Source organism: Olleya sp. YS, from assembly GCF_029760915.1.
GTDB lineage: Bacteria > Bacteroidota > Bacteroidia > Flavobacteriales > Flavobacteriaceae > Olleya.
The window spans coordinates 2,048,089-2,071,785 of record NZ_CP121685.1 but is presented as its reverse complement, the minus strand read 5'-3'; the positions used below and the strand labels follow the sequence as shown (position 1 = coordinate 2,071,785).

The 23,697-nt window shown below is 31.9% G+C and carries 21 protein-coding genes; all 21 read left to right on the top strand.

Features of this window, described 5'->3' with window-relative positions:
* Positions 1-241 precede the first annotated feature (241 nt).
* The 21 genes from Ollyesu_RS09475 to aroE all read left to right on the top strand — a co-directional run bounded on the left by Ollyesu_RS09475 (position 242) and on the right by aroE (position 23,673).
* Positions 242-580 carry a PadR family transcriptional regulator gene (locus Ollyesu_RS09475; protein WP_279300983.1) on the top strand — a complete coding sequence of 113 codons (339 nt, stop codon included), beginning with the start codon at positions 242-244 and terminating at the stop codon, positions 578-580.
* Positions 577-1,008, top strand: coding sequence for a hypothetical protein (locus Ollyesu_RS09470; RefSeq protein WP_279300982.1), 432 nt, complete (start codon positions 577-579; stop codon positions 1,006-1,008). Before Ollyesu_RS09475 ends, Ollyesu_RS09470 begins: the two co-directional genes overlap by 4 nt.
* A 28-nt stretch (positions 1,009-1,036) precedes the next feature.
* Complete coding sequence (locus Ollyesu_RS09465; RefSeq protein WP_279300981.1) at positions 1,037-1,222, top strand: hypothetical protein; 186 nt, start codon at positions 1,037-1,039, stop codon at positions 1,220-1,222.
* Between the two features lie 266 nt (positions 1,223-1,488).
* Entirely contained in the window at positions 1,489-3,321 is a 1,833-nt protein-coding gene (locus tag Ollyesu_RS09460; protein ID WP_279300980.1) for a Xaa-Pro dipeptidyl-peptidase, read from the top strand.
* Positions 3,322-3,323: 2 nt separating this feature from the next.
* Positions 3,324-4,616 (top strand): MFS transporter, encoded by a 1,293-nt coding sequence (locus Ollyesu_RS09455; RefSeq protein WP_279300979.1) that lies wholly within the window; start codon positions 3,324-3,326, stop codon positions 4,614-4,616.
* Between the two features lie 237 nt (positions 4,617-4,853).
* Complete coding sequence (locus Ollyesu_RS09450; protein ID WP_279300978.1) at positions 4,854-5,441, top strand: hypothetical protein; 588 nt, start codon at positions 4,854-4,856, stop codon at positions 5,439-5,441.
* Positions 5,442-5,565: 124 nt separating this feature from the next.
* Positions 5,566-6,894, top strand: coding sequence for a hypothetical protein (locus tag Ollyesu_RS09445; protein WP_279300977.1), 1,329 nt, complete (start codon positions 5,566-5,568; stop codon positions 6,892-6,894).
* Between the two features lie 12 nt (positions 6,895-6,906).
* Positions 6,907-7,467: a hypothetical protein gene (locus Ollyesu_RS09440; protein WP_279300976.1), complete on the top strand. Its 561-nt coding sequence runs from the start codon at positions 6,907-6,909 to the stop codon at positions 7,465-7,467.
* A 133-nt stretch (positions 7,468-7,600) separates the two neighbouring features.
* A complete protein-coding gene (locus Ollyesu_RS09435) occupies positions 7,601-8,263 on the top strand; it encodes a carboxypeptidase-like regulatory domain-containing protein (protein ID WP_279300975.1) in 663 nt (220 codons plus the stop codon).
* 14 nt (positions 8,264-8,277) lie between these two features.
* Positions 8,278-9,285 carry a transglutaminase domain-containing protein gene (locus Ollyesu_RS09430; RefSeq protein ID WP_279300974.1) on the top strand — a complete coding sequence of 336 codons (1,008 nt, stop codon included), beginning with the start codon at positions 8,278-8,280 and terminating at the stop codon, positions 9,283-9,285.
* 49 nt (positions 9,286-9,334) lie between these two features.
* On the top strand, positions 9,335-10,576 hold the full coding sequence (locus Ollyesu_RS09425; protein ID WP_279300973.1) for a DEAD/DEAH box helicase: 1,242 nt from the start codon (positions 9,335-9,337) through the stop codon (positions 10,574-10,576).
* A 21-nt stretch (positions 10,577-10,597) separates the two neighbouring features.
* Positions 10,598-11,581, top strand: coding sequence for a hypothetical protein (locus Ollyesu_RS09420; RefSeq protein ID WP_279300972.1), 984 nt, complete (start codon positions 10,598-10,600; stop codon positions 11,579-11,581).
* A gap of 135 nt (positions 11,582-11,716) precedes the next feature.
* Positions 11,717-13,936: a RelA/SpoT family protein gene (locus Ollyesu_RS09415; protein ID WP_279300971.1), complete on the top strand. Its 2,220-nt coding sequence runs from the start codon at positions 11,717-11,719 to the stop codon at positions 13,934-13,936.
* Positions 13,937-14,031: 95 nt separating this feature from the next.
* Entirely contained in the window at positions 14,032-14,490 is a 459-nt protein-coding gene (locus tag Ollyesu_RS09410) for a transcriptional repressor (protein WP_111660584.1), read from the top strand.
* Between the two features lie 5 nt (positions 14,491-14,495).
* Entirely contained in the window at positions 14,496-15,767 is a 1,272-nt protein-coding gene (locus tag Ollyesu_RS09405) for an adenylosuccinate synthase (protein ID WP_279300970.1), read from the top strand.
* A gap of 587 nt (positions 15,768-16,354) precedes the next feature.
* The gene (locus Ollyesu_RS09400) at positions 16,355-18,133 is read left to right on the top strand and encodes an OstA-like protein (RefSeq protein ID WP_279300969.1); all 1,779 of its coding nucleotides are present in this window, start codon (positions 16,355-16,357) and stop codon (positions 18,131-18,133) included.
* Positions 18,134-18,138: 5 nt separating this feature from the next.
* Positions 18,139-19,326, top strand: coding sequence for an aspartate aminotransferase family protein (locus tag Ollyesu_RS09395; RefSeq protein ID WP_279300968.1), 1,188 nt, complete (start codon positions 18,139-18,141; stop codon positions 19,324-19,326).
* A gap of 144 nt (positions 19,327-19,470) precedes the next feature.
* Positions 19,471-20,859, top strand: a complete 1,389-nt coding sequence (locus tag Ollyesu_RS09390; RefSeq protein ID WP_279300967.1) for a tetratricopeptide repeat protein — start codon at positions 19,471-19,473, stop codon at positions 20,857-20,859.
* Between the two features lie 53 nt (positions 20,860-20,912).
* A complete protein-coding gene (locus Ollyesu_RS09385; RefSeq protein WP_279303070.1) occupies positions 20,913-21,923 on the top strand; it encodes a DUF368 domain-containing protein in 1,011 nt (336 codons plus the stop codon).
* Positions 21,924-22,943, top strand: a complete 1,020-nt coding sequence (locus tag Ollyesu_RS09380; protein WP_279300966.1) for a DUF368 domain-containing protein — start codon at positions 21,924-21,926, stop codon at positions 22,941-22,943.
* On the top strand, positions 22,912-23,673 hold the full coding sequence (gene aroE, locus Ollyesu_RS09375) for a shikimate dehydrogenase (RefSeq protein WP_279300965.1): 762 nt from the start codon (positions 22,912-22,914) through the stop codon (positions 23,671-23,673). Before Ollyesu_RS09380 ends, aroE begins: the two co-directional genes overlap by 32 nt.
* The last annotated feature ends 24 nt before the right edge of the window (positions 23,674-23,697 follow it).

Here is a 23,697-nt window from a genome sequence, read left to right as displayed (position 1 = left end):
AACGTTTAATTAATCAAAGTTTAGACTTAGCACGTTTATCTCAAGGCTTATTAAAAGGAAAAGAGTTAAGCGACTTTATTAAGCGTAGCTATGATATGATAAAGTAAGCAATATCATAATCAAAATAATTTTTCGCTGTCGCGGAAATTAAAAAGCCACCTCTTGTAGGTGGTTTTTTTATGTCTGAGAAAAAATAATGCATTTTATTAAAATGTATTTAAAAAAAGTGTATATTTGTCATATGTATAGTAAAGAACTCACAAAAGGAACACTTCGACCTATCATTTTAAAACTGTTAAGTCAGCATGATAAAATGTATGGTTATGAGATTACACAAAAAGTAAAAGAACTTACAAAAGGTAAAATAGACATTTCTGAAGGTGCTTTATACCCTATTTTGCACAAGCTAGAAAGCAATAAGGTTTTAGAAACAGAAAAAGTATACATAGGCAAACGAGTACGTAAATATTATAGTGTTACTAAATCTGGAAAACAAGTTATAGCTGAACAAACCAACCAGATTAACGATTTTATTAATACACTGTCATTAATCTTTAACCCAAAAACTACTTTAAAATGAGACTAACAGATCAACACATTGATTATATCTCTAATAACTTAGAGTTGTATGGCTTAAAAAATGAAGCACTAAAAGAAGACATTTTAGACCACATATGTACCTATATAGAAAATACAGATCATGCCAATTTTGAAACAGCTTACCAAAATGCAATAAACAAATTTGGAGGTTATCTAAATATCAATCAAATCCAACAAGAGACCAATGTGCAGTTGTATTTCAAATCAGCCAAAAACCGAAATAAACTATTATTTGCTAGTAGTTGTTTAACAGCCATACTTATAGCAATAGGTAGCCTGTTTAAAATTATGCATTGGCCATATGCCAGCATAATGCTATTACTAGGATTTATGCTTTTAATACTTATCACTCTACCAGTTTACTTTTACAATAAATACAAAGAAAAAACACTTAAATATCAATCATAATTACGAACATTAATTAAAATCAATCAAAATGAAAAAATCAGTTTATGTTTTAGGCTTTTTAGCCTTGTTTACCTTAAGTACTGCCATCTTATTTAAAATTATGCATTGGCCTTTCTCTGGAATTATTTTATTTATAGGATTTCTGCTACTGAACTTTGGATTTTTACCAACCCTATTTTATAAGTTATATAAAAAAGAGACAATAGCGAATTAGTAATAACACTATTCTAAAATCAAAAAATCACCTTTTTCAGGTGGTTTTTTAGTTACTAAAATACGTAGTTGTTTATATTGATTATCTAGCAAAAAACAAGTAACTTCGTTAAACATTTGATATAGCGAATTGAAAACTTGTGATAACTAAAAGTTAAACAACTCCACTAAAACTCAATCAAAACTTTTATCTTTCCTTAACATTAACCCCTTCCCTATTCCTAAAAAATAACTAACTTGTACCAACAAACGTTATAAGCAGTTATGATGACAAAAAAACAAACAATTCTAAGTCTTTTTTCAATCCTATTTTTAGTAACAACCGTAAGTTTTGCTCAAGACAAAACTGTTCCGGTTTTTGAAAATGGAGAAGCACAAATCGTTAAAGGATTTAGCGATTATAAAGAGTGGATTAGACATGACCTTTGGGTAGAAACTACTTTTAACACAGATGGTGATGACCAACTAGATCGTGTACACGTGTCGGTAACCAGACCTAAACAAACCGATACGGAAGGCTTAAAACTACCTGTAGTCTATGTAACTAGTCCCTACTTTGCTGGTGTTGCGCAAGACGTACCTGGTTTAATGTGGGACGTCGAGCATGAATTAGGCGAACCTGCAAAAGTAGAGCGTGTGCATCCAGAAGTCAAACGTTTTGGACAACGTCCAATTATCTCCAATTCACATATCATGAAATGGGTACCACGTGGTTATATTGTGGTACACTCCTCTTCTCCTGGCACTGGATTATCGCAAGGTGCTCCAACGGTTGGTGGCGAAAACGAATCCTTAGCACCAAAAGCAGTTATTGATTGGTTAAATGGTCGTGCTAAAGGCTATACCACACCTGATGGCAACGAAGAAGTTAAGGCGACTTGGACCACAGGAAAAGTAGGTATGACTGGTACGTCTTACAATGGGACACTTCCTTTAGCAGCTGCTACAACTGGTGTAGATGGTTTAGAAGCCATTATCCCAATTGCACCAAATACGTCTTATTATCATTATTATAGATCTAATGGTTTGGTACGTCATCCAGGAGGTTATTTAGGTGAAGATATTGATGTGCTATATGACTTTATACATAGTGGAGACGAGAGTAAACGTCCATACAACAATAAAACGATAAGAGATACCGAAATGGCTAACGGAATGGATAGACTGACTGGAGATTATAACAATTTTTGGGCTGGACGCGATTACTTAAATCAAATGGATAATATGAAAGCTGCTTTGCTTATGTCTCATGGTTTTAACGACTGGAATGTGATGCCAGAACACAGTAACCGTATTTACCAAAAAGCAAAAGCAATGGGTTTACCTACACAAATCTATTATCATCAAAATGGACATGGTGGACCACCACCTATAACCATGATGAATCGTTGGTTTACTCGCTATTTACATGGTATTGAAAATGGAGTAGAAAACGATAAACAAGCTTGGATTGTTCGCGAGAATGATAAACGCGACCAACCTACTGCTTATGAAGCATACCCAAATCCTGAAGCGAAAAACGTAACATTATTTTTAAATAAAGGTGGAAACGACGTTGGAATGCTCTCCCTAAAACAAAACAAACGTCAAAAAACTGAAATGCTTGTGGATGATTTTAATGTCTCTGGTAAAGACCATGCACAGGCTACAAGTTCTAAAAACAGATTATTATATACTACATCAAAGCTAAAAGAAGCACTTCATATTTCTGGTGAAGCAGAAATTACCATTAGTGTATCAAGTAGTAAATCTGCTGCAAACCTATCGGTTTGGTTGGTGTCACTTCCTTGGGAAGAAGACGCAAAATTGATAACAAATAATATTATAACACGTGGTTGGGCAGATCCACAAAACCACGAATCCTTATCAAAAAGCGAGCCTTTAAAACCAAGAAAATTTTATGATTTGACCTTTAAATTACAACCTGATGATCAAATAATTAGAGCTGGACAACGCATTGGGTTAATTATATTTTCTAGTGATAAAGACTTTACTATTCATCCAAAACCTGGAACCGAATTAACTGTCGACTTAGATAAAACTAGATTGACTATTCCTATTGTTGGTGGAAAAGAAGCATTTGATAAGGTGACTGAATAAAAATGTTGGAAAAACTATATCGTTATTTAAATAATGAAACAGGAGAACGTGTTTGTACAGATATTACTGACGAGGCTTGCAAACATGTTCCAAAAAATTATTTTCTTTTAATTTTTAGTAGTGTATTTACAAAGCTTGGAGACACTTTAAGCAATCCAAAAACGGTATTGACTTGGTTAATGAGCTATGTTAATGCACCTATTTACCTCATTAGCTTAATTGTTCCTATTAGGGAATCTGGCTCAATGGTTCCGCAAGTATTTTTATCAAGATACGTCAACAGGCAATCTATTAGAAAATGGATTTGGGTAGTTGGATCTTTTTTACAATTTTTGGCTATTGCTTCTATCGGTTTTATTGCATTATTTTTTGAAGGTACAACAGCAGGTTGGTTAATAATACTAGCAGTAATTATATTTAGTTTGTCCAGAAGTATTTGCTCATTATCATCAAAAGATGTTACAGGAAAATGTATTCCAAAAACTAGACGAGGTAAATTAAAAGGCTATACGGTTTCGATATCAGGGATTTTAGTATTATTGGCTGGACTATATATACTTTACAAGTCAAAAAGTGATGCTACTATTAACTTTTACAGCAACCTTATTTTTTTTGCATCAGTAACGTGGTTAATTGCTGCAATAATTTATTCAAGAATAAAAGAGTTTCCTTCTAACATTAAAAGTAATGAAGAAGAAAGTAGCTTTATTTCAAAATTAGGTCTTTTAAAAACAGATAAACACTTTAGAGATTTTGTTATCGCGAGATCATTGCTATTATGTTCAGCTTTAACTGCTCCTTATTACGTGTTATTAGCGCAAAAGTATATAGGTAAAGAAGCATATTTACTTGGACTATTTATTATAGCTAAAGGAATAGCCTCAATAATTAGTTCACCTATTTGGGGAAAATTTGCAGATAAATCCAGTAAAAATGTCATGGCTATTGCTGTTTTAATAGCATCTGTTTTAGGCATTATTACTTTTTTTGTTATTACCTATTTTCAATCAATTAGAAGTCTAACATGGATTTACCCAATTGCTTTTTTTATTTTAGGTATTGCACATGGTGGTGTAAGATTAGGACGCAAAACCTATATTGTAGATATGGCTAAAGGTAACCAAAGAACCAATTATGTAGCTGTAAGCAATACTGTTATTGGCTTAATTTTATTAGTTACAGGTGGATTAAGCGCTTTAGTCTCGTTAATTTCCATAGAAGGTGTCGTTTTAGTATTATCACTATTTGGGTTGTTAGGTGCTTTTAAAAGTTATACACTGCCAAATGTGGAATAGATGTTACAACAATACTATTAAAACCTTTAATACACTGAAACTGGATGATAATGTGTCCAAACCATAACTTCTTAGTGTATGTGTTTTTATAGTCTTTTTCTTAAAGTAATTTTGTTTTGTAATTATTTAAAACAATACAAACTAAAGTTAATGACTTTGTTTATTAAAATAAATATCATTTAAATCGAACTTATTTTTTTTAACTACATTACACTAATCTAACAATACTTTAAAATTATGAAAACAATCAAAATTACTTTAATGGCATTATTATGCTTCACATGTTTTAATTGCGATAACGATGATGATAGCACCAATAACGTATGTGATAATAATTACGTCAATGCTGCTATTACCAATGCTTTTAATACTGCAAATGGTTATAATGCACCAGCAGAATTTATGGATTTAGAAACCCATGAATATGAAATACAAATTAATGCTTCAGGAGAAATATGTTCTATAGGCTATCAAAACCCAAGTACTTATGCTGGAGGTTATGATATGGAAATTATTAATAACACCAGTGGTGGTAGCTACTTAGGTACACATACCTTTTCTCAAAGTGGTTTAGACTACCAAAACATAACACCTGTAGTGGTTAATACAGGTGATTTTATAACTGTAAAACGCACTATTTTACCTGGATATACTATGCTAAATGAAACCGTTGGTAGAATTATCAGAAAAGATGACTTTACAGATGTACCATACCCAATTACGCAAGGTAATGTAGTGTTTCAAGGGTCTGTATTTTATGGTGCAGGAGGACCTGTTGCTAATATTGGACAACCCTATATTGCTTTAGGTTTTAAAGTAAACTAAAAATATATTACTATATAAAAAAAGCTATTTCTACTTGAAGTAGCTTTTTTTTTGCAGTAGAATAATTTATACAGTCATTTTCAATATTTAATTTATCTTTACCTTAACCAATCGTACTATTTTTATGAGAAATAATTATAGAACCAAAGCCTTTAAACTTTGGTTAGATAAACTTCAACAAGAAAGCTGGCAACTAGAGCTTATTATTTCTGGGTTCTCTATTTATGGGTTATCTCAAGTATTTGAACCACTAAAGCTATTTATTAATACTGCACAAAACGAGAATAATATAGCTATTGGTATTGCATTAATGATTGCGCTTATCTCCTGCTCTATTTTAATGTTTACCTTACTATTGCATGTTATATTAAGAGGCTTATGGATTGGTGCTTTAGGCTTACGTTACGTATCTGGTGATATAGACTACAAAAAGCTTAATTACAGACCAAAATTTGATCGTTATTTAAGAAAAAAAATAGGATCGTTTGATAAATATATTTCAAGATTAGAAGATTATTGTAGTGTTCTCTTCGCAATCTCATTTTTAATCATTTTTTATATCATAAGTGTTTTTGCAATCATTGGATCTATTTTTGCAATAGCCTACTTCCTTATAAATGATCACGAAAATAGACATGTTATATTTTTTATTTTAGGTTTAACAATGTTATTTTTTGTGCTCTTTGGGATGCTATTTACATTTATAGATTTTATAACCCAAGGCTACCTGAAAAAAAATAAATGGCTAGCTAAAATTTACTTTCCATTTTATTGGGTGTTTGGCTACTTAACATTATCCTTTTTATATCGTCCATTGGTTCATAATTTTATTGATAATAAGTTTGGAAAACGATTAAGTCTAGCTTTAATTCCTATATACTTTACAATAATAGCGATAACATCTTTCAGCTTTAATAGATCTAATTATTTTTCATCTTCAGATCTATCAAATTCTTTTACTGCAAACAGACTTAATTACGACGAGAACATTACCGAAAAAGGCATGTTTGTAAGAAATGTTTCTATCCCATCAAAAATCATTACAACACAATACCTTCCTATCTTTATTGAATATAGTGAACGGTTAGAGGATGCTATATTTGCTTACAATAAGATCTTAAAGCCTGAAGAAGATATTCGTGGTTATAAGTCCGGTATTTTCTTTTCAAATGAGTATTTAAAAAACAGACAAAAAATAGATAGCCTTAAAGCGGATTACATAAAAACATTGTCTGATATATATATTATAAAAATTGATAGTACAGAATATAAAAATCAGAATTTTTTATTCACTAAACATAATAATAATCAAGACGGTTTTGAAACAGTTATTAGCTTAGACTCCATTAAAAATGGAAAACACAACTTGAAAATTTACAGAGCATACAAAGCTAAAGACAGTATAAAACAAGATTTTATACAAACCATTCCGTTTTGGTATTTTAAAAAGTAATTTATAACCTTATTGAAACCCACTTTATCAGATAATAAACAATTTATTATTCAAGCCTTTAAACCACACTTAGGATTATTAGGTATTTGGTTTATATTTTTAATAGTTGGAGGGTTTTTTACTTATTTAGGAACTAAGATTGATGACAATGGAATAGCATTTATAATTTTTGGATGTGTTTTTATGATTTTGGCTTCCGCTTTTATGCTATTTACATTACCGTCAAGTTTTATGTATTATTATGAGCAAGCTAAAATTAAAAAATACGGAAGCTACACAAGTGCTAGAATAATAAATAAGAGAATAGACAATTATACACACAAAACATCATCGTTTAACAGTAGGCAACCAAAACATATTAATGAGTTTTTGTATGTTATAGAATTTGAATTTATTTATAACAATCAAGTGTATAAAAACGAATGTTTTTTTGAACATCAATCTACTTTTGAAACAATTTCTTTGGACACAGAATTACCGATTAAATTCTTAAAAACTAACCCTAAAAACACTACCTTAAGACGCAGAAAATTATCCAATCAATTAGGAATTACAGAAAAAATGTGTCGCTAAAATTGAAATTACCACAATATAAACTTTGAAAAATACACTTTACTCACTCAAAAGTAGCATTCACTCATTACTAGTTTTTAAATAGAGTAATGTAATATAAGTTTGATGTAACATAACAATTAAACTTTATATCATGAAAAATCAATTTAACCTAAGTATCAAAACACCTTGTCAAGAAAACTTCAATTCATTTTCTACTACAAAAGCAGGTGGGTTTTGTAACTCATGCAACCAAGAAGTCATAGACTTTACTACAATGAATACAGAAGAAATCTCTCATTATTTCACCATAAACAATCCAGAAAACACCTGTGGAAGATTTAACCAATCACAATTAAATACATATACTATGACACCAGATAAAAGACCTTATTTAAGCCTGTTAAGCGGAATTGGACTAGCTTGCTTTTCGTTATTATCATTAACTACAGCTCAAGCACAAGATACACCAAGCAACGCAACTGATAAAGAAATAAAGCAAACAACAAAAAAAGTGACTGTTAAAGGGCACATTAAAGACCAAAACGGAATCCCACTTCCTGGAGTTAATGTTGTTTTAGAAGGTACAGAAATTGGAGCAAGTTCTGATTTTGATGGAAATTTTCAATTTCCTCAAAAATTAAAACAAGGTGATGTATTAGTGTTTAGTTATGTTGGCTATCAGTCTAAAAAAACAGTTATTGACACCACTAATGCATCATCTAATATGCAACTAAATATAAATATGGATGACGAAGCTTATATCATGATGGGAAGAGTGGACGTTAAACAAGTATACAAATCTAAAAAGGACTAATTTCTAGAATGTATATGAAACCAATATTTTCCTTTATTCTAGGTCTTTTGATTAATAGCGCAATAGCGCAAGTATCGGATTTTAAGTCCATCGATTTTACCAGAGCAGATAATATTGCTAAGCTAAATCACGGAAGTCGATTAGATAATCTTCCCATACTTGCGCATAATTTAACCCATAAGTTAACTACAGATGCAGAAAAATTTAGAGCAATCTATTTTTGGGTGTGCGATAACATTAAAGGAGATGCCATACAAGACCACAAAATCTCTAAAAAAAGAAAGCAATTTAAAAACGATAGTTTAGGGTATATTCAATGGAATAATCAGTATAAAAAATCATCTTTTAAACGGTTACTTAAACACAAAAAAACCATGTGTACTGGTTATGCCTATTTACTAAAAGAGCTTTGCTTTTTTGCAAATATTGACTGTCAAATTGTTAATGGCTATGGTCGAAGTGTTACCTCTAATATAGATAGTTTAGATAGGATTAATCATTCTTGGAATGCTGTAAAACTAAATGATAAATGGTACTTATGTGATGCGACTTGGTCCAGTGGTTACCTGTTAAATGGAAATACTTTTGTAAAAGACTTTAACGAAGGTTACTTCTTAACAGATCCAGTTTTATTTGCTAAAAATCATTTTCCTTTAGACAAGAAATGGTATTTAAACGACTCGTTAACAACCAAAACACTTGAAGTAGCTCCAATAGTATATGGCGAAACGTTTGAGCATAAAATAATTCCGATTAGCCCATCGATGATGCATTTGACGTCAAAAAAAGATGACGCAGTTCAATTTAGCTTTAAAACCCTAAAACCTATAAAAAAAGACAATGTGGCTTTGGTACAATTTTCTGGTACAGATACTATACCGTTTGATATTTATGATATAAAAAACCAAGATGGTTACATCACTTTTAAAACCAAATTTAAACATAAAGGATTTTATGATGTTCACTTAAAAATTGAAAACGATATTGTAGCAACCTATACCATAAAAGTAGAAAAAAGTTAAAGTCTATTTTGTTCGACTAAAAAGCTACCTTTGTAGCAAATATTACAACATGTCATTTAAAGACTTAAAACTTAATAGGCCTATACTTCGCGCTATAGCAGAAAAAGGTTACGACAATCCAACGTTGGTTCAGGAAAAAACCATTCCGCTAGTACTTAATAAAAAAGACGTTATAGTTTCCGCACAAACCGGAACTGGTAAAACTGCAGCATTTGCCTTACCAATCATACAGCAATTGTATGATAAGCAAACAGCCTCAAAAAAAGGAAAAAAAATTAAGGCTTTAGTAGTTAGTCCGACACGTGAATTAGCCCTACAAATAGCAGAAAACTTTGAAGCTTACGCAACTTACACAGAATTATCAAGTGTAGTTATTTATGGAGGCACGTCTATAGACCCTCAAAAAGAAGCATTAAAGCAAGGTGTTGATATTGTGATAGCAACTCCTGGACGTCTATTAGATTTACACAAACAAGATGATATTAATCTAGATTACATCGAAACTCTAGTACTAGATGAAGCGGATTTAATGTTAGACATGGGTTTTATAGACGATGTCAAAAAAATTGAACGTTTATGCTCTAAAACTAAGCAGACCTTATTGTTTTCGGCAACAATCCCTTATAAAGTAGAACAATTAGTCAAAACTATTTTAACAGAACCTCAGCGTATTGAAGTAGCTCAAAATAGTTCAACTTCAAAGAACGTTAACCAGTTACTATATTATGTCCCAAAAAAGGATAAAATAGAATTGTGTTTGCATTTACTTCGTAATACCATTCAAGGCAACATCATTATTTTTAGACGCACTAAATATGGTGTGGACAAATTAGAAAAAACCTTACTTAAAAATGGATATCAAGTCGATAGTATCCATGGTGATAAAAGCCAAACTGCTAGGCAAGACGCTTTAAAACGATTTAAGAAAAAAGAAGTCAATATTCTAATCGCAACTGACGTTGCAGCTCGTGGTATTGACATAGACAATCTAGATGCAGTGGTAAATTTTGATTTACCTAACATTCCAGAAACTTATGTCCATAGAATTGGTCGTACTGCTCGTGCAGGACAGTCAGGAATGACTTACGCATTGTGTAGTGCAGATGAAAAAGCTTACATTATAGACATTCAAAAACTCATCAACTTACAGTTGGATGTTATAGACAATCATCCTTACCCATTAGATCCAAAAGCAAAACCTATAGTGCACAAGTCTAAAAAAACTGGAAGTAAACACAAAAAGGGACGCAAAAGCGTCGCGTCTAAAAAAAAGAAAAAACGTTGGTATTAAATTTGATATGTTTGTAGTATTATGATAGTGAAACATTTAGCTTACCTACTAACCTTTGTTATTACAACTACTAGTTTTAGCCAAACCACACTTATAGACAGTATTTCTGAAAAAGGAGTGTCTTTTGCAACAGTATCGTTTGGTAATGGTAATGGTATTTTTGCAGATGATGAAGGACAATTTGTATTTACTAAAAAACTATATTCAGATATTGATTCGTTATTTATTTCTGCATTAGGATATAAGGACTTAAAGCTAGCAACATCTACATTAAACGACACTTTATACCTAGCTCCACAATCAGACTTGTTGGATGAAGTTATTGTTACCGCAAAACCAACAGGTAAATTTAAAGAAGTGACTATAAAACCTGTTGGTCATGACGATTATTACAAGTGTTGGCTACCAACCATAGAAAGTGAAATCGCAGTCTTTTTTCCAAATTCAGACACCAGGCCAAAACGATTAACTAAAATATTATTACCTATAAAAACAGAAGCCAAAACTTGGCGAAAACGCAATAGAGACAATCATGAAAAACGTCCGTTTTCTACATTATTTAGAGTACAGTTTTACCAAAATAATAATGGATCACCAGGAGAGGTATTAACCTATGAAAAAATTGTTTTTATTGCTACAGAAGACACTAAACCTATATTTGAATTTGACGTGTCTGGCTTTGATATTTTTATTCCTAAAAATGGACTTTTTGTTTCTATACAAGTACTAGGCTTTACTGATAAGAACGGTAAACTACTTCCCAATAAAAAATACCAAGAGGTAAAAACTAGACGTGGTATTGTAAAAGTATCAACAACGTTTAGACCCTTATTACCATTTACTGACGAAATCTCAGAGAAAAAAACCTTCGTTAAACGCATTTTTTTAAATGGTGGACAATGGGTATTGTTTGACAAACAAAACATAAAAAACTCCAATCTCCTAAACGCAGGCTTAAACAACTATGGTATGGGTTTAAAAATGGAAGTGTATAAAAATCAGTAGAAGTTTTACATCATTTTAACGAATAAAAAAACACTTTATTCGGATTCCTTTAAATTTATACAACTAGTTGTTGTCCATTCAGTATTTTATCTTATTTTTAATACAGATTCTATTTTAAATGAAGGTGACTACTCCATGACAGAAATTGATACTGAAAAAGAAAATGCTGAAATTGCCAAAGCCTATAAACAACTTTTAAAAGTAAGTTATCGTACGCTGTCTACAGCAGACAAAAAGCTTATAAGAAAAGCTTTTGATGTAGCGGTTGAGGCACATAACCAGCAACGCAGAAAAAGTGGAGAAGCTTATATTTTTCACCCTATTGCTGTTGCTAAAATTGTAGCACAACAAATTGGTTTAGATGCTACTTCAATTGCAGCAGCATTGCTTCATGATGTGGTGGAAGACAACGACAACTACACCATCAAAGATATCGAAGATTTGTTTGGTGAGACTGTTGCCAAAATTGTAGATGGCTTAACTAAAATTTCATCTTTAAGTAAAGAAAAAGACATGGATGTTTCTTTACAAGCCGAAAATTTTAGAAAAATGCTACTCACCCTTAATGATGATGTTAGAGTTATTATTATCAAAATAGCAGATCGTTTGCACAACATGCAAACTATGGACAGCATGCGTCCAGATAAACAAGAAAAAATAGCTTCAGAAACTCTTTATATTTACGCACCTTTAGCACATAGAATTGGGCTATACAATATCAAAACAGAGCTGGAAGATTTAGGTTTAAAGTATACTGAACCTGACATTTACAATGACATCCTTAACAAAATAAAGGAAAGTAAAGAAGAACAAGATGCCTATATAGAAGAGTTTAATAACGTTATTAAAAAATCTTTAGACAAAGAAGGGTTAACATACACTATTAAGGGTCGTCCAAAATCCATATTTTCTATCAAACGAAAAATGGACAAACAAGGAGTATCTTTTGATGAAGTGTATGATAAGTTTGCGGTTAGAATTATTTATAAAAGTGATCGTGAAAACGAAAAATTCTTAGCTTGGAAGATATATTCTATCGTGACAGATCACTTTAGACCCAACCCAACACGTTTACGAGATTGGATATCCTCTCCAAAATCTACTGGTTATGAAGCATTACACATTACTGTAATGGGTCCAAAAGGACGTTGGGTAGAAGTTCAGGTAAGAAGTGAGCGTATGAACGAAATTGCAGAAAAAGGGTATGCTGCACATTATAAATATAAAAATGCTGAAGATAAAGAAGACAGTTTAGACATTTGGATCAACCGACTTCAAGAAGCACTAGAAAACTCATCTATGAATGCAGTAGATTTTGTAGAGCAATTTAAACTGAATTTATACTCTAAAGAAATTTTTGTCTTTACACCTAAAGGTGAATTAAAATCTCTACCAAAAGGTGCAACACCTTTAGACTTTGCATTTAGTATACATACCGAAGTTGGACGTAAAACTAGAGGCGCAAAAGTTAATGGTAAATTGGTGCCTCTAAGTCATGAATTAAACAGTGGTGACCAAGTTGAAATTATAACTTCTGAAAATGCTAAACCCAACCCAAACTGGTTGGATTATGCAACTACAGCAAGAGCCAGAGGTAAAATTAAATCGCTATTAAAAGAAGAAACAAAAACTATAGCTGAAGACGGAAAAGAAATTTTGAGACGTAAACTTAAACAACTTAAAATAGTTTTAAATGAAAAGTCAGTTAACGAAATGGTTAACCATTTTAATCTAAAAACTAGTTTAGATTTATTTTATCGTGTGGGCACAGGAAACATAGATAACACTATGCTAAAGGAATATGCAGCATCCAGAAGCAATGCACTAGTAAGCTTTTTGAAAAGCAAAATAACCAGAAAGCAAAACATTAATCCAGAAGAGCTTAATAAAGAGGAAATTACAAACAAATACGATCTTTTAGTGTTTGGTAAAGAGGAAGAAAAATTAGATTATAAATTAGCTAATTGTTGTAATCCAATTCCTGGTGATTCCGTGTTTGGATTTATTACTATTAATGACGGAATAAAAGTGCACAAAAAAAATTGTCCAAATGCCTTAAGCTTACAATCCAACTATGCGTATCGTATCATGCAAGCACGATGGATAGACTCCTCTCAACAAGAATTTGCAGCACAAATTATCTTGTCAGGCATAGATAACCTAGGATTGGTAAATGACATTACTAAAGTTATTTCATCCAATATGCATGTTAACATGAATAGTATTAGTTTTCAGAGTGACGACGGGATTTTTACGGGTAAAATTAATGTCATTGTCCGCAATAAAACCATGCTTAAAAAATTGATGGATAATCTTAAAAAAATAAACGGAATAGATAAAGTGACTAGGGTTTAATATTTAGTTGTTAATAAGTGTCTAATAACCCATGGTTCAAACCTTACTTTTTATAACTACAACCTCAAAAAAATATGTAAATTTGTTGGGTATTTATGAGTGCAAAAACAGATATTAAAAATCAAGAGATTGTAAAAAACGTCTTCACTTCTTTTTTAGAAGACAATGGTCATAGAAAAACACCAGAACGATACGCTATACTTCAAGAAATCTATTCTAATGATGAACATTTTGATATAGAATCTTTGTATGATAATATGAAGAATAAAAAGTATCGTGTCAGTCGAGCAACGCTATACAATACCATAGAGTTGCTTTTAGATTGTGGCTTAGTTAGAAAACATCAGTTTGGAAAAAACCAAGCGCATTATGAAAAATCCTATTTTGATAAACAACACGATCATGTGATTCTTCAAGATACAGGAGAAGTTATAGAATTTTGCGATCCACGCATCCAAGCCATTAAAAAAACAATTGAAGAAGTGTTTGATATCGAAATCTCTAAACACTCATTATACTTTTACGGAAACCGAAAAAAAACTAATAACAACTAACTAAAATGGCAGTAGATTTACTACTTGGTTTACAATGGGGAGATGAAGGCAAAGGAAAAATTGTCGACGTTTTAACTTCAAAATATAATATTATCGCACGTTTTCAAGGTGGTCCTAACGCAGGACACACATTGGTATTTAATGGTAAAAAACACGTGCTACACACTATTCCTTCAGGAATATTTCATGATGAAGCCACTAATTTAGTAGGAAACGGAGTGGTTATAGATCCTGTAATTTTTAAAAAAGAATTAGATAAGCTTGAAGAGCAAGATGTAGATTATAGAAAATCGCTTCTTATTTCGCGTAAAGCACATATTATTTTACCAACGCATCGGTTATTAGATGCTGCAAGTGAAGCGTCAAAAGGAAAAGCAAAAATTGGATCTACTTTAAAAGGAATTGGGCCAACCTACATGGACAAAACAGGTCGTAACGGTTTACGTGTTGGCGACTTAGAATTAGACACATGGAAAGACAAATATCGTGCGTTAGCAGATAAGCATGAGTCTATGATTGACTTTTATAACGTTGATATCCAATACGACTTAAAAGAATTAGAAACAGAGTTTTTTGCAGCAGTAAAAGTCTTAAAATCTTTAAAATTTATAGATTCTGAAGAATATATCTACCAAGCTCAAAAATCTGGACAATCCATATTGGCAGAAGGTGCTCAAGGCTCGTTATTAGACATCGACTTCGGGACGTATCCTTTTGTAACCTCAAGTAATACTACAGCAGCAGGAGCTTGTACTGGTTTAGGTGTTGCACCTAACCAAATTGGTGACGTGTTTGGTATTTTTAAAGCCTACACTACACGTGTTGGTTCTGGACCTTTTCCAACAGAGTTGTTTGACGAGGTTGGAGAAACCATGGGACGAGTTGGTCACGAGTTTGGTGCCACCACAGGTCGTGCAAGACGTTGTGGCTGGTTAGATTTAGTCGCTTTAAAATATGCGTGCCAAGTCAATGGTGTGACCCAATTAATGATGATGAAAGCAGATGTACTATCAGGTTTTAAAACCTTAAAAGTTGCTACTGCGTACAAATATAAAGGAGATACTATTACCCATTTACCTTACAATATTGAACCACAAAATGTTGAACCAATTTATACAGATTTTAAAGGTTGGAAGGAAGACCTGACACAAATGTCTGATCAATCGACACTACCTAAAGAGTTAAATGACTATATAGATTTTCTAGAAAAAGAATTGGAAATTCCTATTACTATCGTGTCTGTTGGACCAGATAGAAAGCAGACTATTTTTAGGTAATTCTTAAAATTTTATTATAACTTAGTAAACCTTGTAGACTATTTATAATCTACAAGGTTTTTAAATTTTAAATGAAATCTAAAATGAAAATTCTTATTAAAATCCTATCTATTATTTCTCTATTATTGATTTTAATACCATATAATAAATTTTCTGTTTTCTACGGAGTTTCATTAATAGTAATGTTCTTTGACCAAATTGAATCTCTTAATTTTTTGTCTCCAGAGTTTACAGTTAGTCTTAGTGGACTTTTAGGTATAATTCTTATCTTTTTTAGAAATGTTAGATATAACGTAATTGGATTTATTTTAATACTTATTGGTTTAATTTTGATATTAACAAAAAATCAAAATAGTTTTACTATTTATTTTTGGTTTCCTTTTTACTGCTTTATTATTCTTTCAATATTCCATTTGGTTTTCGACAAATTAAAGCTTGTCAAATCAAGTTGAATTTAATGGCAGGTTTTTTGGTATTAAATAAATCTTAATACATAATAGTAAGTCTATTAAATCGTTATTTTTGTGCTAAACTGTAAGATATTGAAATTTAAATTATATACTCCTCTCCTATTCATTATATGTGCTATGCAGATAGGTCTAGCACAACAAAAAACCATAGAAATCAAAGACTCTGGTGCGTTTGGAGATATAGATGAAGAGAACTTTCCTGGAGCCAGTATACTAACTAGAAGTGATCAAGGTCAAGTCCACATCTATCATGATGGGATTGATATGTTTTGCGATAAAGCCATTTTTTATGGTAAAGAAGATTTTGTTGAAGCTTACGGAAATGTCAACATGAAACAAGGTGATACCATTAACCTGACCTCAGAATATGTTGAGTATTCTGGTAAAACGCAACTCGCGTTTGCAAGTGGAGACGTCGTATTAACAGATCCACAGTCTACAATCACCACAGACACCTTATATTTTAACAGAGCCAAGCAAGAGTCCTATTATAAATCTGGCGGTAAAGTGGTCAGAGACTCTTCAGGAACTATCACAAGTCGCATTGGTCGCTATTACATGACTAATAAAAAGTATCGCTTTGTAGATAGTGTAAAATTGGTAAATCCAGATTACGTATTAAAAACTAAAACCTTAGATTATTACTCAGATACTGGTCATGCATACATGTATGGACCATCAACCATTGTTGGAGATAGTAGTAAAATTTATAGCGAACGTGGATTTTATGACACCACAAATGACACAGGTTATTTTGTTAGAAAATCCAGAATAGATTACGATAATCGTGTGGTGGAAGGCGATAGTATGTATTTTGATCGTAATAGAAACTTTGCATCAGCAACCAATAATATAACAGTTACAGACACCATAAATAAAAGTATTGTAAAAGGGCATTATGCCGAAGTATATCGTGCAAAAGACTCCGTTTATATTACCAAACGTGCATTAGCCATTACTACTCAAGAAAATGATAGCATCTATATACATGCAGATACTTTGATGGTTACCGGAAAACCAGAACATCGTATTACAAGAGCATATTATAATGCCAAAATTTTTAAATCGGATCTTAGTGGTAAATCAGATTCAATACATGCAGACCATAAATCTGGACTCACACAATTGATTAATTTAAGACGATTTAATAAAGGGGATGCCTTTTCTGCTGCAAGAAAACCTATACTTTGGAATGAGGACAATCAAATGACAGGAGACACGATTCATCTAAAATCTAATCCTGAAACTGAAAAATTAGATTCGCTCATCGTATTTTACAATGCGTTTCTTATAAGCAAAGACACCTTATCTACAGATGGTTATAATCAAATTTCAGGAAAGCGACTTATTGGTTTGTTTGATGAAGACAATAACATCAAACAAGTAGATATTCTTAAAAATGCCGAATCTATTAACTACAGTAGAAACGAAAACCAAGAACTAATTGGTATTGAAAAATCAAAATCAGCAGATATTATAATATATTTTGAAAACAAAGAAGTTATAGAATTACGTAAACTTCAACAATTTGAAGGTAAACTATACACCGAAGAAGATTTGCCTGCAAATGCTAGAAAACTTAGAGGATTTGATTGGAGAGATGATGAGCGACCACGATCTGTTGACGATTTGTTTAAAGACGATCCACCTTTGGAACTTCCCATTATTAGAGGATTAGAACCCTATAATCCGGGTGAAGAATTTTTTGGTGAAGCGTTGATTGGACGTGTCAATAAAGCAGATAAAGAAGCCAAAGACAAACAACTTAACAAAAAGGATGAAAAACCAAAAGCATCTAGGACGATTCCAAAAAAATTCCTGAAACCTAAGTTAACACCTACTAAGCAGGACTTAGTTATAGATAAAAAGCCAAAAACTGAAGAAGCAAACGATTGATTATTATGAAGGAAGCCTTTCTTAAATATCAAGCACAAACCACACCACATCCATTAGCTTTAGAAGTTTCTCATGCCAAAGGGAGTTATATTTATGACACAAAAAACAAAGCTTACTTAGACTTTGTTGCTGGTGTGTCTGCTTGCACTTTAGGACATAGTCACCCAAAAATTATTGAAGCTATAAAAACACAAGCAGATAAATATTTGCACGTTATGGTTTATGGCGAATATGTACAACAACCAGCTGTAGACTTATGTCACCTGTTAGCAAAACAGCTTCCAAAACCACTAGAAAAAACATACTTAGTTAATTCTGGTACCGAAGCTATTGAAGGTGCATTAAAACTAGCACGTCGTGTAACAGGTCGTAGTCAGATAATTGCTGCGCATAATGCTTATCATGGTAATACGTTAGGTTCTCTTAGCTTGATGGATTTTGAAGAACGTAAAGCACCATTTAGACCATTATTACCAGATGTAAGTTATATTACATTTAATTATGAGCCACATTTTAAACATATCTCTACTAAAACCGCAGCTGTAATTGTTGAAACCATTCAAGGTGGTGCAGGATTTATAGAGCCTAAAAATAAGTATTTAGCCAAGCTAAAAGATAAATGTCAAGAGGTTGGAGCCCTACTAATTTTAGACGAAATTCAACCAGGAATGGGACGTACAGGTAAATTGTTTGGTTTTGAGCATTACAATGTAATTCCAGATATATTAGTGACAGGAAAAGGACTTGGTGGTGGCCTACCCATAGGCGCATTTACAGCGTCCAAAGCACATATGGATTTACTACAAGACAGTCCAAAACTAGGACACATAACTACTTTTGGCGGAAATCCTGTAATTGCAGCTTCGGCTTTAGCAACATTACAAGAAGTGACAGAAACAGACGTAATGTCACAAACATTAGAAAAAGAACAACTTATTAGACAACATTTAAAACATCCTTTAATCTCAGAAATTAGAGGACGTGGTCTAATGTTAGCTGCCATAACTACATCTGCAGAAGTCACTAATCAAGTGGTTTTAGAAGCGCAAAATCAAGGATTAATTTTGTTTTGGTTACTCTTTGAACCTAAAGCCATTAGGATAACTCCACCTTTAACCATCACAAATGAGGAATTAATTAAAGGTTGTGGCATTATTATTGAAATATTAAATAAAATAAGCGACCACAATTAACACCTAAGTCGCTAACAATCAGATAAAAAACATATAAAAACCTGTAATTGTTGATTACTTTGTTAAAAACAAAAGTGCTTGATACCACTATAAAAAGTAAGAGAGCATTACATTTATTACAATAGAAACACTTAAATAGTGCCTATGGAGTTTAGTCAAGAAGAACCAAATAATGTATCGTTAACAAAATTCGAATCGATGTTAAAAACAAACAATGTGTTGTTTTTCGATTCGGGAGAATTTGAAAATATAATTCACCATTATCTTAATCAAGGTAAAGTGTCTCTAGCAAAAAAAGCGATTAAATTAGGTTTAGAACAACATCCAACATCTACAAATCTTAAATTATTTAAAGTCGAAATTTTTGTTTTTGAAAACAAACTTAAAGAAGCCAACCAAATGTTGGATGCTTTACATGTTTTGGAACCTTCAAATGAAGAAATTTATATTCAAAAAGCAAACATTTTATCTAAAGAAGACAAGCATGAAGATGCCATCAACGTACTTAAAACTGCTTTAGATTTATCTGAAGAAACTTCAGAACTACATTCTTTAATAGGAATGGAATACCTGTTTTTAGATAATTTTGAAGAAGCAAAACAAAGTTTTATGCGTTGTTTAGATGAAGATTCTGAAGATTATTCGTCATTATATAATGTTATTTATTGTTTTGATTTTTTAAATGAAAATGACGAAGCTATTCATTTTTTAAACACCTATTTAAATAAGCATCCTTATTCTGAAGTAGCCTGGCACCAACTAGGTAAGCAATATTTCACTTTAAAAGAGTATACTAAAGCGTTAAGTGCTTTTGATTTTGCAATAATCTCTGATGATAGATTTGTAGGTGCATATCTAGAAAAAGGAAAAGTTCTAGAAAAATTAAAGCGTTATAATGAAGCAATAGAAAACTATTTGTTGACTATGGAGCTTGACGATCCAACGTCCTTTGCATTTTTACGTTTAGGTTGTTGTTATGAAAAACTTGGACAAACAGATTTAGCAAAACAATACTATTATAAAACAGTTAAAGAAGATCCATTATTAGATAAAGGTTGGATTGCTATAACTAAGTTTTACAACAAACAGCAAAATTACCAGAAGGCATTATATTATATTAACAAGGCGATTAATATTGATGCCGATAACGTTATTTACTGGAAATTGTATGCACAAATCAATCACAGATTAAACTTTCTTGAAGAAGCAGAGCGTGGTTACAAACGTGCTTTAGAATTAGGTAATTACGAACTAAACTCGTGGTTACAAAGAGGTGATATTTTAGTACAATTAGGAGAGCCTGAAGCTGCTAGTTACAATTTAATTCAAGCAGCAGAATTTTATCCTGAAAATGCCGAAATAGAATTTAGACTTGCAGGTATTTACTATAGCCTATTAGAAACCGAAAAAGGGAGCTATCATTTAAAAAATGCTTTTACATTTAATGCAGAATTTTTATTTGTAGTAGAAGAATTATTTCCAAAAGTGTACCAATCTACCACGTTTCAAAACGCATTAAAAAAGTTACAATAATCTGTACTTAAAACGAATTTTGCATACCTTTGATTACTCACAAAAATCAAACCATGCAACGACGATTTAAAGACTATCTTGTAGTAAGCTTAAAAGGTATGGCTATGGGAGCAGCAGATGCAGTTCCTGGTGTTTCTGGTGGTACTATTGCTTTTATTTCTGGGATATATGAAGAATTAATTGCTACAATAAGTGGCATCAATCTTTCCTTACTAAAAACTTTAAAATCAAAAGGCTTTTCAGCGTTTTGGAAACAATTAAACGGTAATTTTCTGTTAGCATTACTTACAGGAATCATTATTAGTTTTGTGTCGTTTATGCGACTGGCAAAATATTTAATCGAAGAACATCCAGTATTAATTTGGTCATTCTTTTTTGGATTAATTATAGCCAGTATTTTTTTTGTTGGTAAGCAAATTACCAAATGGTCAATCAGTACCGTTCTAGCACTAATTTTAGGAGCTGCTGCTGCATTTTACATTACTAGCCTCCCATCTTTAGCTAGTAATACCAACAGTTACTTTTTATTTATTGCAGGAGCAATCGCAATTTGTGCTATGATATTACCAGGTATTTCTGGTAGTTTTATTCTGGTTATTTTAGGTGCTTACAAAACATTAAGTAATGCGTTTCATGATTTTGACTTCAAAAAAATAGCCTTATTTGCTTCTGGTGCAATTGTTGGACTGTTAAGCTTTAGCCACCTTTTAAAATGGTTGTTTAAAAATTATCACAATACCACATTAGCCATTTTAACAGGCTTTATTTTAGGCTCTTTAAACAAGGTTTGGCCTTACAAAAAAACTATTTCTGTTATGGAGGATAGTTCTGGAATAGTCATGGACTTTGCTGGACTATCTAAATTTGAAACTTTAAGCGTATACCAAAAAAGTATTGCTGATTTTGACAGTTACAAAACCGTCATTGAAAAAAGTGTTTCACCGTCCACCTACTCGCAAATTAATGCCAATACAGATACGCAATTATTGTTCGCAATTGGGTTAATGATTGCTGGATTTTTAACTATTTTTATTCTCGAAAAAGTAGGTAATAAAGCCCAATAAATGGAAAACACGCGTACATTTAAAGACAAACTATTCTTGATTTTAAAAGGATTAGGAATGGGAGCTGCCAATAAAGTTCCTGGTGTGTCTGGTGGTGTAGTTGCGTTTGTTGCAGGGTTTTATGAAGAGTTTATACAGTCTTTACAAAAAGTAAATGGTAAAGCGTTTAAGCTATTATTAAACGGAAAGTTTAGATTGTTTTACCATTATATAAATGGTCGCTTTTTAGGCTTGTTGTTTTTTGGAATGATTGTTAGCTACTTTAGTGTTTCAAAAATATTAGATTACCTAATTACTCACTATCAGTTATACGTTTGGAGTGTCTTTTTTGGGATGATTATAGGCTCTATTTACTACATTAGTAAAGATTTTAAAGACTGGAAAACTACAACCTATATTGCATTAGCAGTAGGTGCATGTTTAGGATTAAGCATTAGTTTTTTAGATCCAGCTACAGAAAATGACAACTTGTTCTTTGTATTTTTCTGCGGAATAATTAGTGTATCAGGTATGACATTACCAGGATTTTCAGGGTCATTTATTTTAATTTTATTAGGTAATTATGTGTTGCTTTTAGTAGATTCTGTAAATGCCTTATTTGATACGTTTTCTGAGATATTTACTGGCGATTTTAGCTTTGTATCAAACATAGAACGTATTAGAATGCTTAAAGTGTTAGCAGTTTTTACATTAGGCTCTGTGGTTGGATTAGTTACTTTTTCCCATGTCTTAAATTACATTTTAAAACATTATAAAAGTGTCACATTGGCTTCTATTATTGGGTTTATAGTTGGCTCTTTAGGTGTAGTTTGGCCTTTTAAGCATACCATTTATAAAGTACAAACAGAAGGACATTTTCTATTAGACTCCAGAGGTCAAAAAATAGTGGAAAATTACGAGCGTTATTGGCCAGAACTAAACACTCAAACTTACTTAGCTATATTTTATATTGTGGTAGGTATCGCAATCGTATTAGCATTAGAACTCTATGGACAAAAAACCAGAAAATCACATGCGTAATTTTGGATTAATAGGAAAAGACATCTCCTACTCATTTTCCCAAAACTATTTTACTTTAAAGTTTAAGGACGAAGATATAACAGATGCAACCTACCAAAATTTTGATATTCAATCTATTGAAGACTTTAAACAGCAAGTCCTAACAACCAATAATCTAGCTGGTCTTAATGTGACTATTCCTTATAAAGAAAGTATCATTCCTTTTTTAGATCGTTTAGATAAAAAAGCTAAAAAAATTGGTGCTGTAAATACGATTAAATTTACCAAAAAAGGGAATTTAAAAGGCTACAATACAGATATATATGGGTTTAAAAAATCCATTAAACCACATCTTAAAAAACACCACAAACTAGCCTTAATTTTAGGCACAGGTGGTGCAAGTAAAGCAATTGCTTTTGTATTAAAAGAACTTAATATTACTTATCATTTTGTATCTAGAGAAGCCTCTAATAATACTAAATATACCTACGATTCGCTTACCCATGAGGATATTAGTCAACATCAAATTATCATTAACTGTTCACCAGTTGGTACGTTTCCTAATGTAGACGAAGCGCCAAACATTCCGTATCAAGGTATTACTGCTAAATATATTTTATTCGATTTAATATATAATCCCTCAGAAACCCTTTTTTTAAAACACGGAAAATCTAAAGGAGCAGTCACAATTAATGGATACAATATGTTAGTATTTCAAGCAGAAAAATCTTGGCAAATCTGGAATAAATAGTAGTAAACAGCGACTAATCCCACA

What these genes read in the sequence shown, in the direction of transcription:
- Ollyesu_RS09475 (WP_279300983.1), top strand. Translation starts at nt 242, where the DNA reads ATGTATAGTAAAGAACTCACAAAAGGAACACTTCGACCTATCATTTTA.
- Ollyesu_RS09470 (WP_279300982.1), top strand. Translation starts at nt 577, where the DNA reads ATGAGACTAACAGATCAACACATTGATTATATCTCTAATAACTTAGAG.
- Ollyesu_RS09465 (WP_279300981.1), top strand. Translation starts at nt 1,037, where the DNA reads ATGAAAAAATCAGTTTATGTTTTAGGCTTTTTAGCCTTGTTTACCTTA.
- Ollyesu_RS09460 (WP_279300980.1), top strand. Translation starts at nt 1,489, where the DNA reads ATGACAAAAAAACAAACAATTCTAAGTCTTTTTTCAATCCTATTTTTA.
- Ollyesu_RS09455 (WP_279300979.1), top strand. Translation starts at nt 3,324, where the DNA reads ATGTTGGAAAAACTATATCGTTATTTAAATAATGAAACAGGAGAACGT.
- Ollyesu_RS09450 (WP_279300978.1), top strand. Translation starts at nt 4,854, where the DNA reads ATGAAAACAATCAAAATTACTTTAATGGCATTATTATGCTTCACATGT.
- Ollyesu_RS09445 (WP_279300977.1), top strand. Translation starts at nt 5,566, where the DNA reads ATGAGAAATAATTATAGAACCAAAGCCTTTAAACTTTGGTTAGATAAA.
- Ollyesu_RS09435 (WP_279300975.1), top strand. Translation starts at nt 7,601, where the DNA reads ATGAAAAATCAATTTAACCTAAGTATCAAAACACCTTGTCAAGAAAAC.
- Ollyesu_RS09430 (WP_279300974.1), top strand. Translation starts at nt 8,278, where the DNA reads ATGAAACCAATATTTTCCTTTATTCTAGGTCTTTTGATTAATAGCGCA.
- Ollyesu_RS09425 (WP_279300973.1), top strand. Translation starts at nt 9,335, where the DNA reads ATGTCATTTAAAGACTTAAAACTTAATAGGCCTATACTTCGCGCTATA.
- Ollyesu_RS09420 (WP_279300972.1), top strand. Translation starts at nt 10,598, where the DNA reads ATGATAGTGAAACATTTAGCTTACCTACTAACCTTTGTTATTACAACT.
- Ollyesu_RS09415 (WP_279300971.1), top strand. Translation starts at nt 11,717, where the DNA reads ATGACAGAAATTGATACTGAAAAAGAAAATGCTGAAATTGCCAAAGCC.
- Ollyesu_RS09410 (WP_111660584.1), top strand. Translation starts at nt 14,032, where the DNA reads ATGAGTGCAAAAACAGATATTAAAAATCAAGAGATTGTAAAAAACGTC.
- Ollyesu_RS09405 (WP_279300970.1), top strand. Translation starts at nt 14,496, where the DNA reads ATGGCAGTAGATTTACTACTTGGTTTACAATGGGGAGATGAAGGCAAA.
- Ollyesu_RS09400 (WP_279300969.1), top strand. Translation starts at nt 16,355, where the DNA reads ATGCAGATAGGTCTAGCACAACAAAAAACCATAGAAATCAAAGACTCT.
- Ollyesu_RS09395 (WP_279300968.1), top strand. Translation starts at nt 18,139, where the DNA reads ATGAAGGAAGCCTTTCTTAAATATCAAGCACAAACCACACCACATCCA.
- Ollyesu_RS09390 (WP_279300967.1), top strand. Translation starts at nt 19,471, where the DNA reads ATGGAGTTTAGTCAAGAAGAACCAAATAATGTATCGTTAACAAAATTC.
- Ollyesu_RS09385 (WP_279303070.1), top strand. Translation starts at nt 20,913, where the DNA reads ATGCAACGACGATTTAAAGACTATCTTGTAGTAAGCTTAAAAGGTATG.
- Ollyesu_RS09380 (WP_279300966.1), top strand. Translation starts at nt 21,924, where the DNA reads ATGGAAAACACGCGTACATTTAAAGACAAACTATTCTTGATTTTAAAA.
- aroE (WP_279300965.1), top strand. Translation starts at nt 22,912, where the DNA reads ATGGACAAAAAACCAGAAAATCACATGCGTAATTTTGGATTAATAGGA.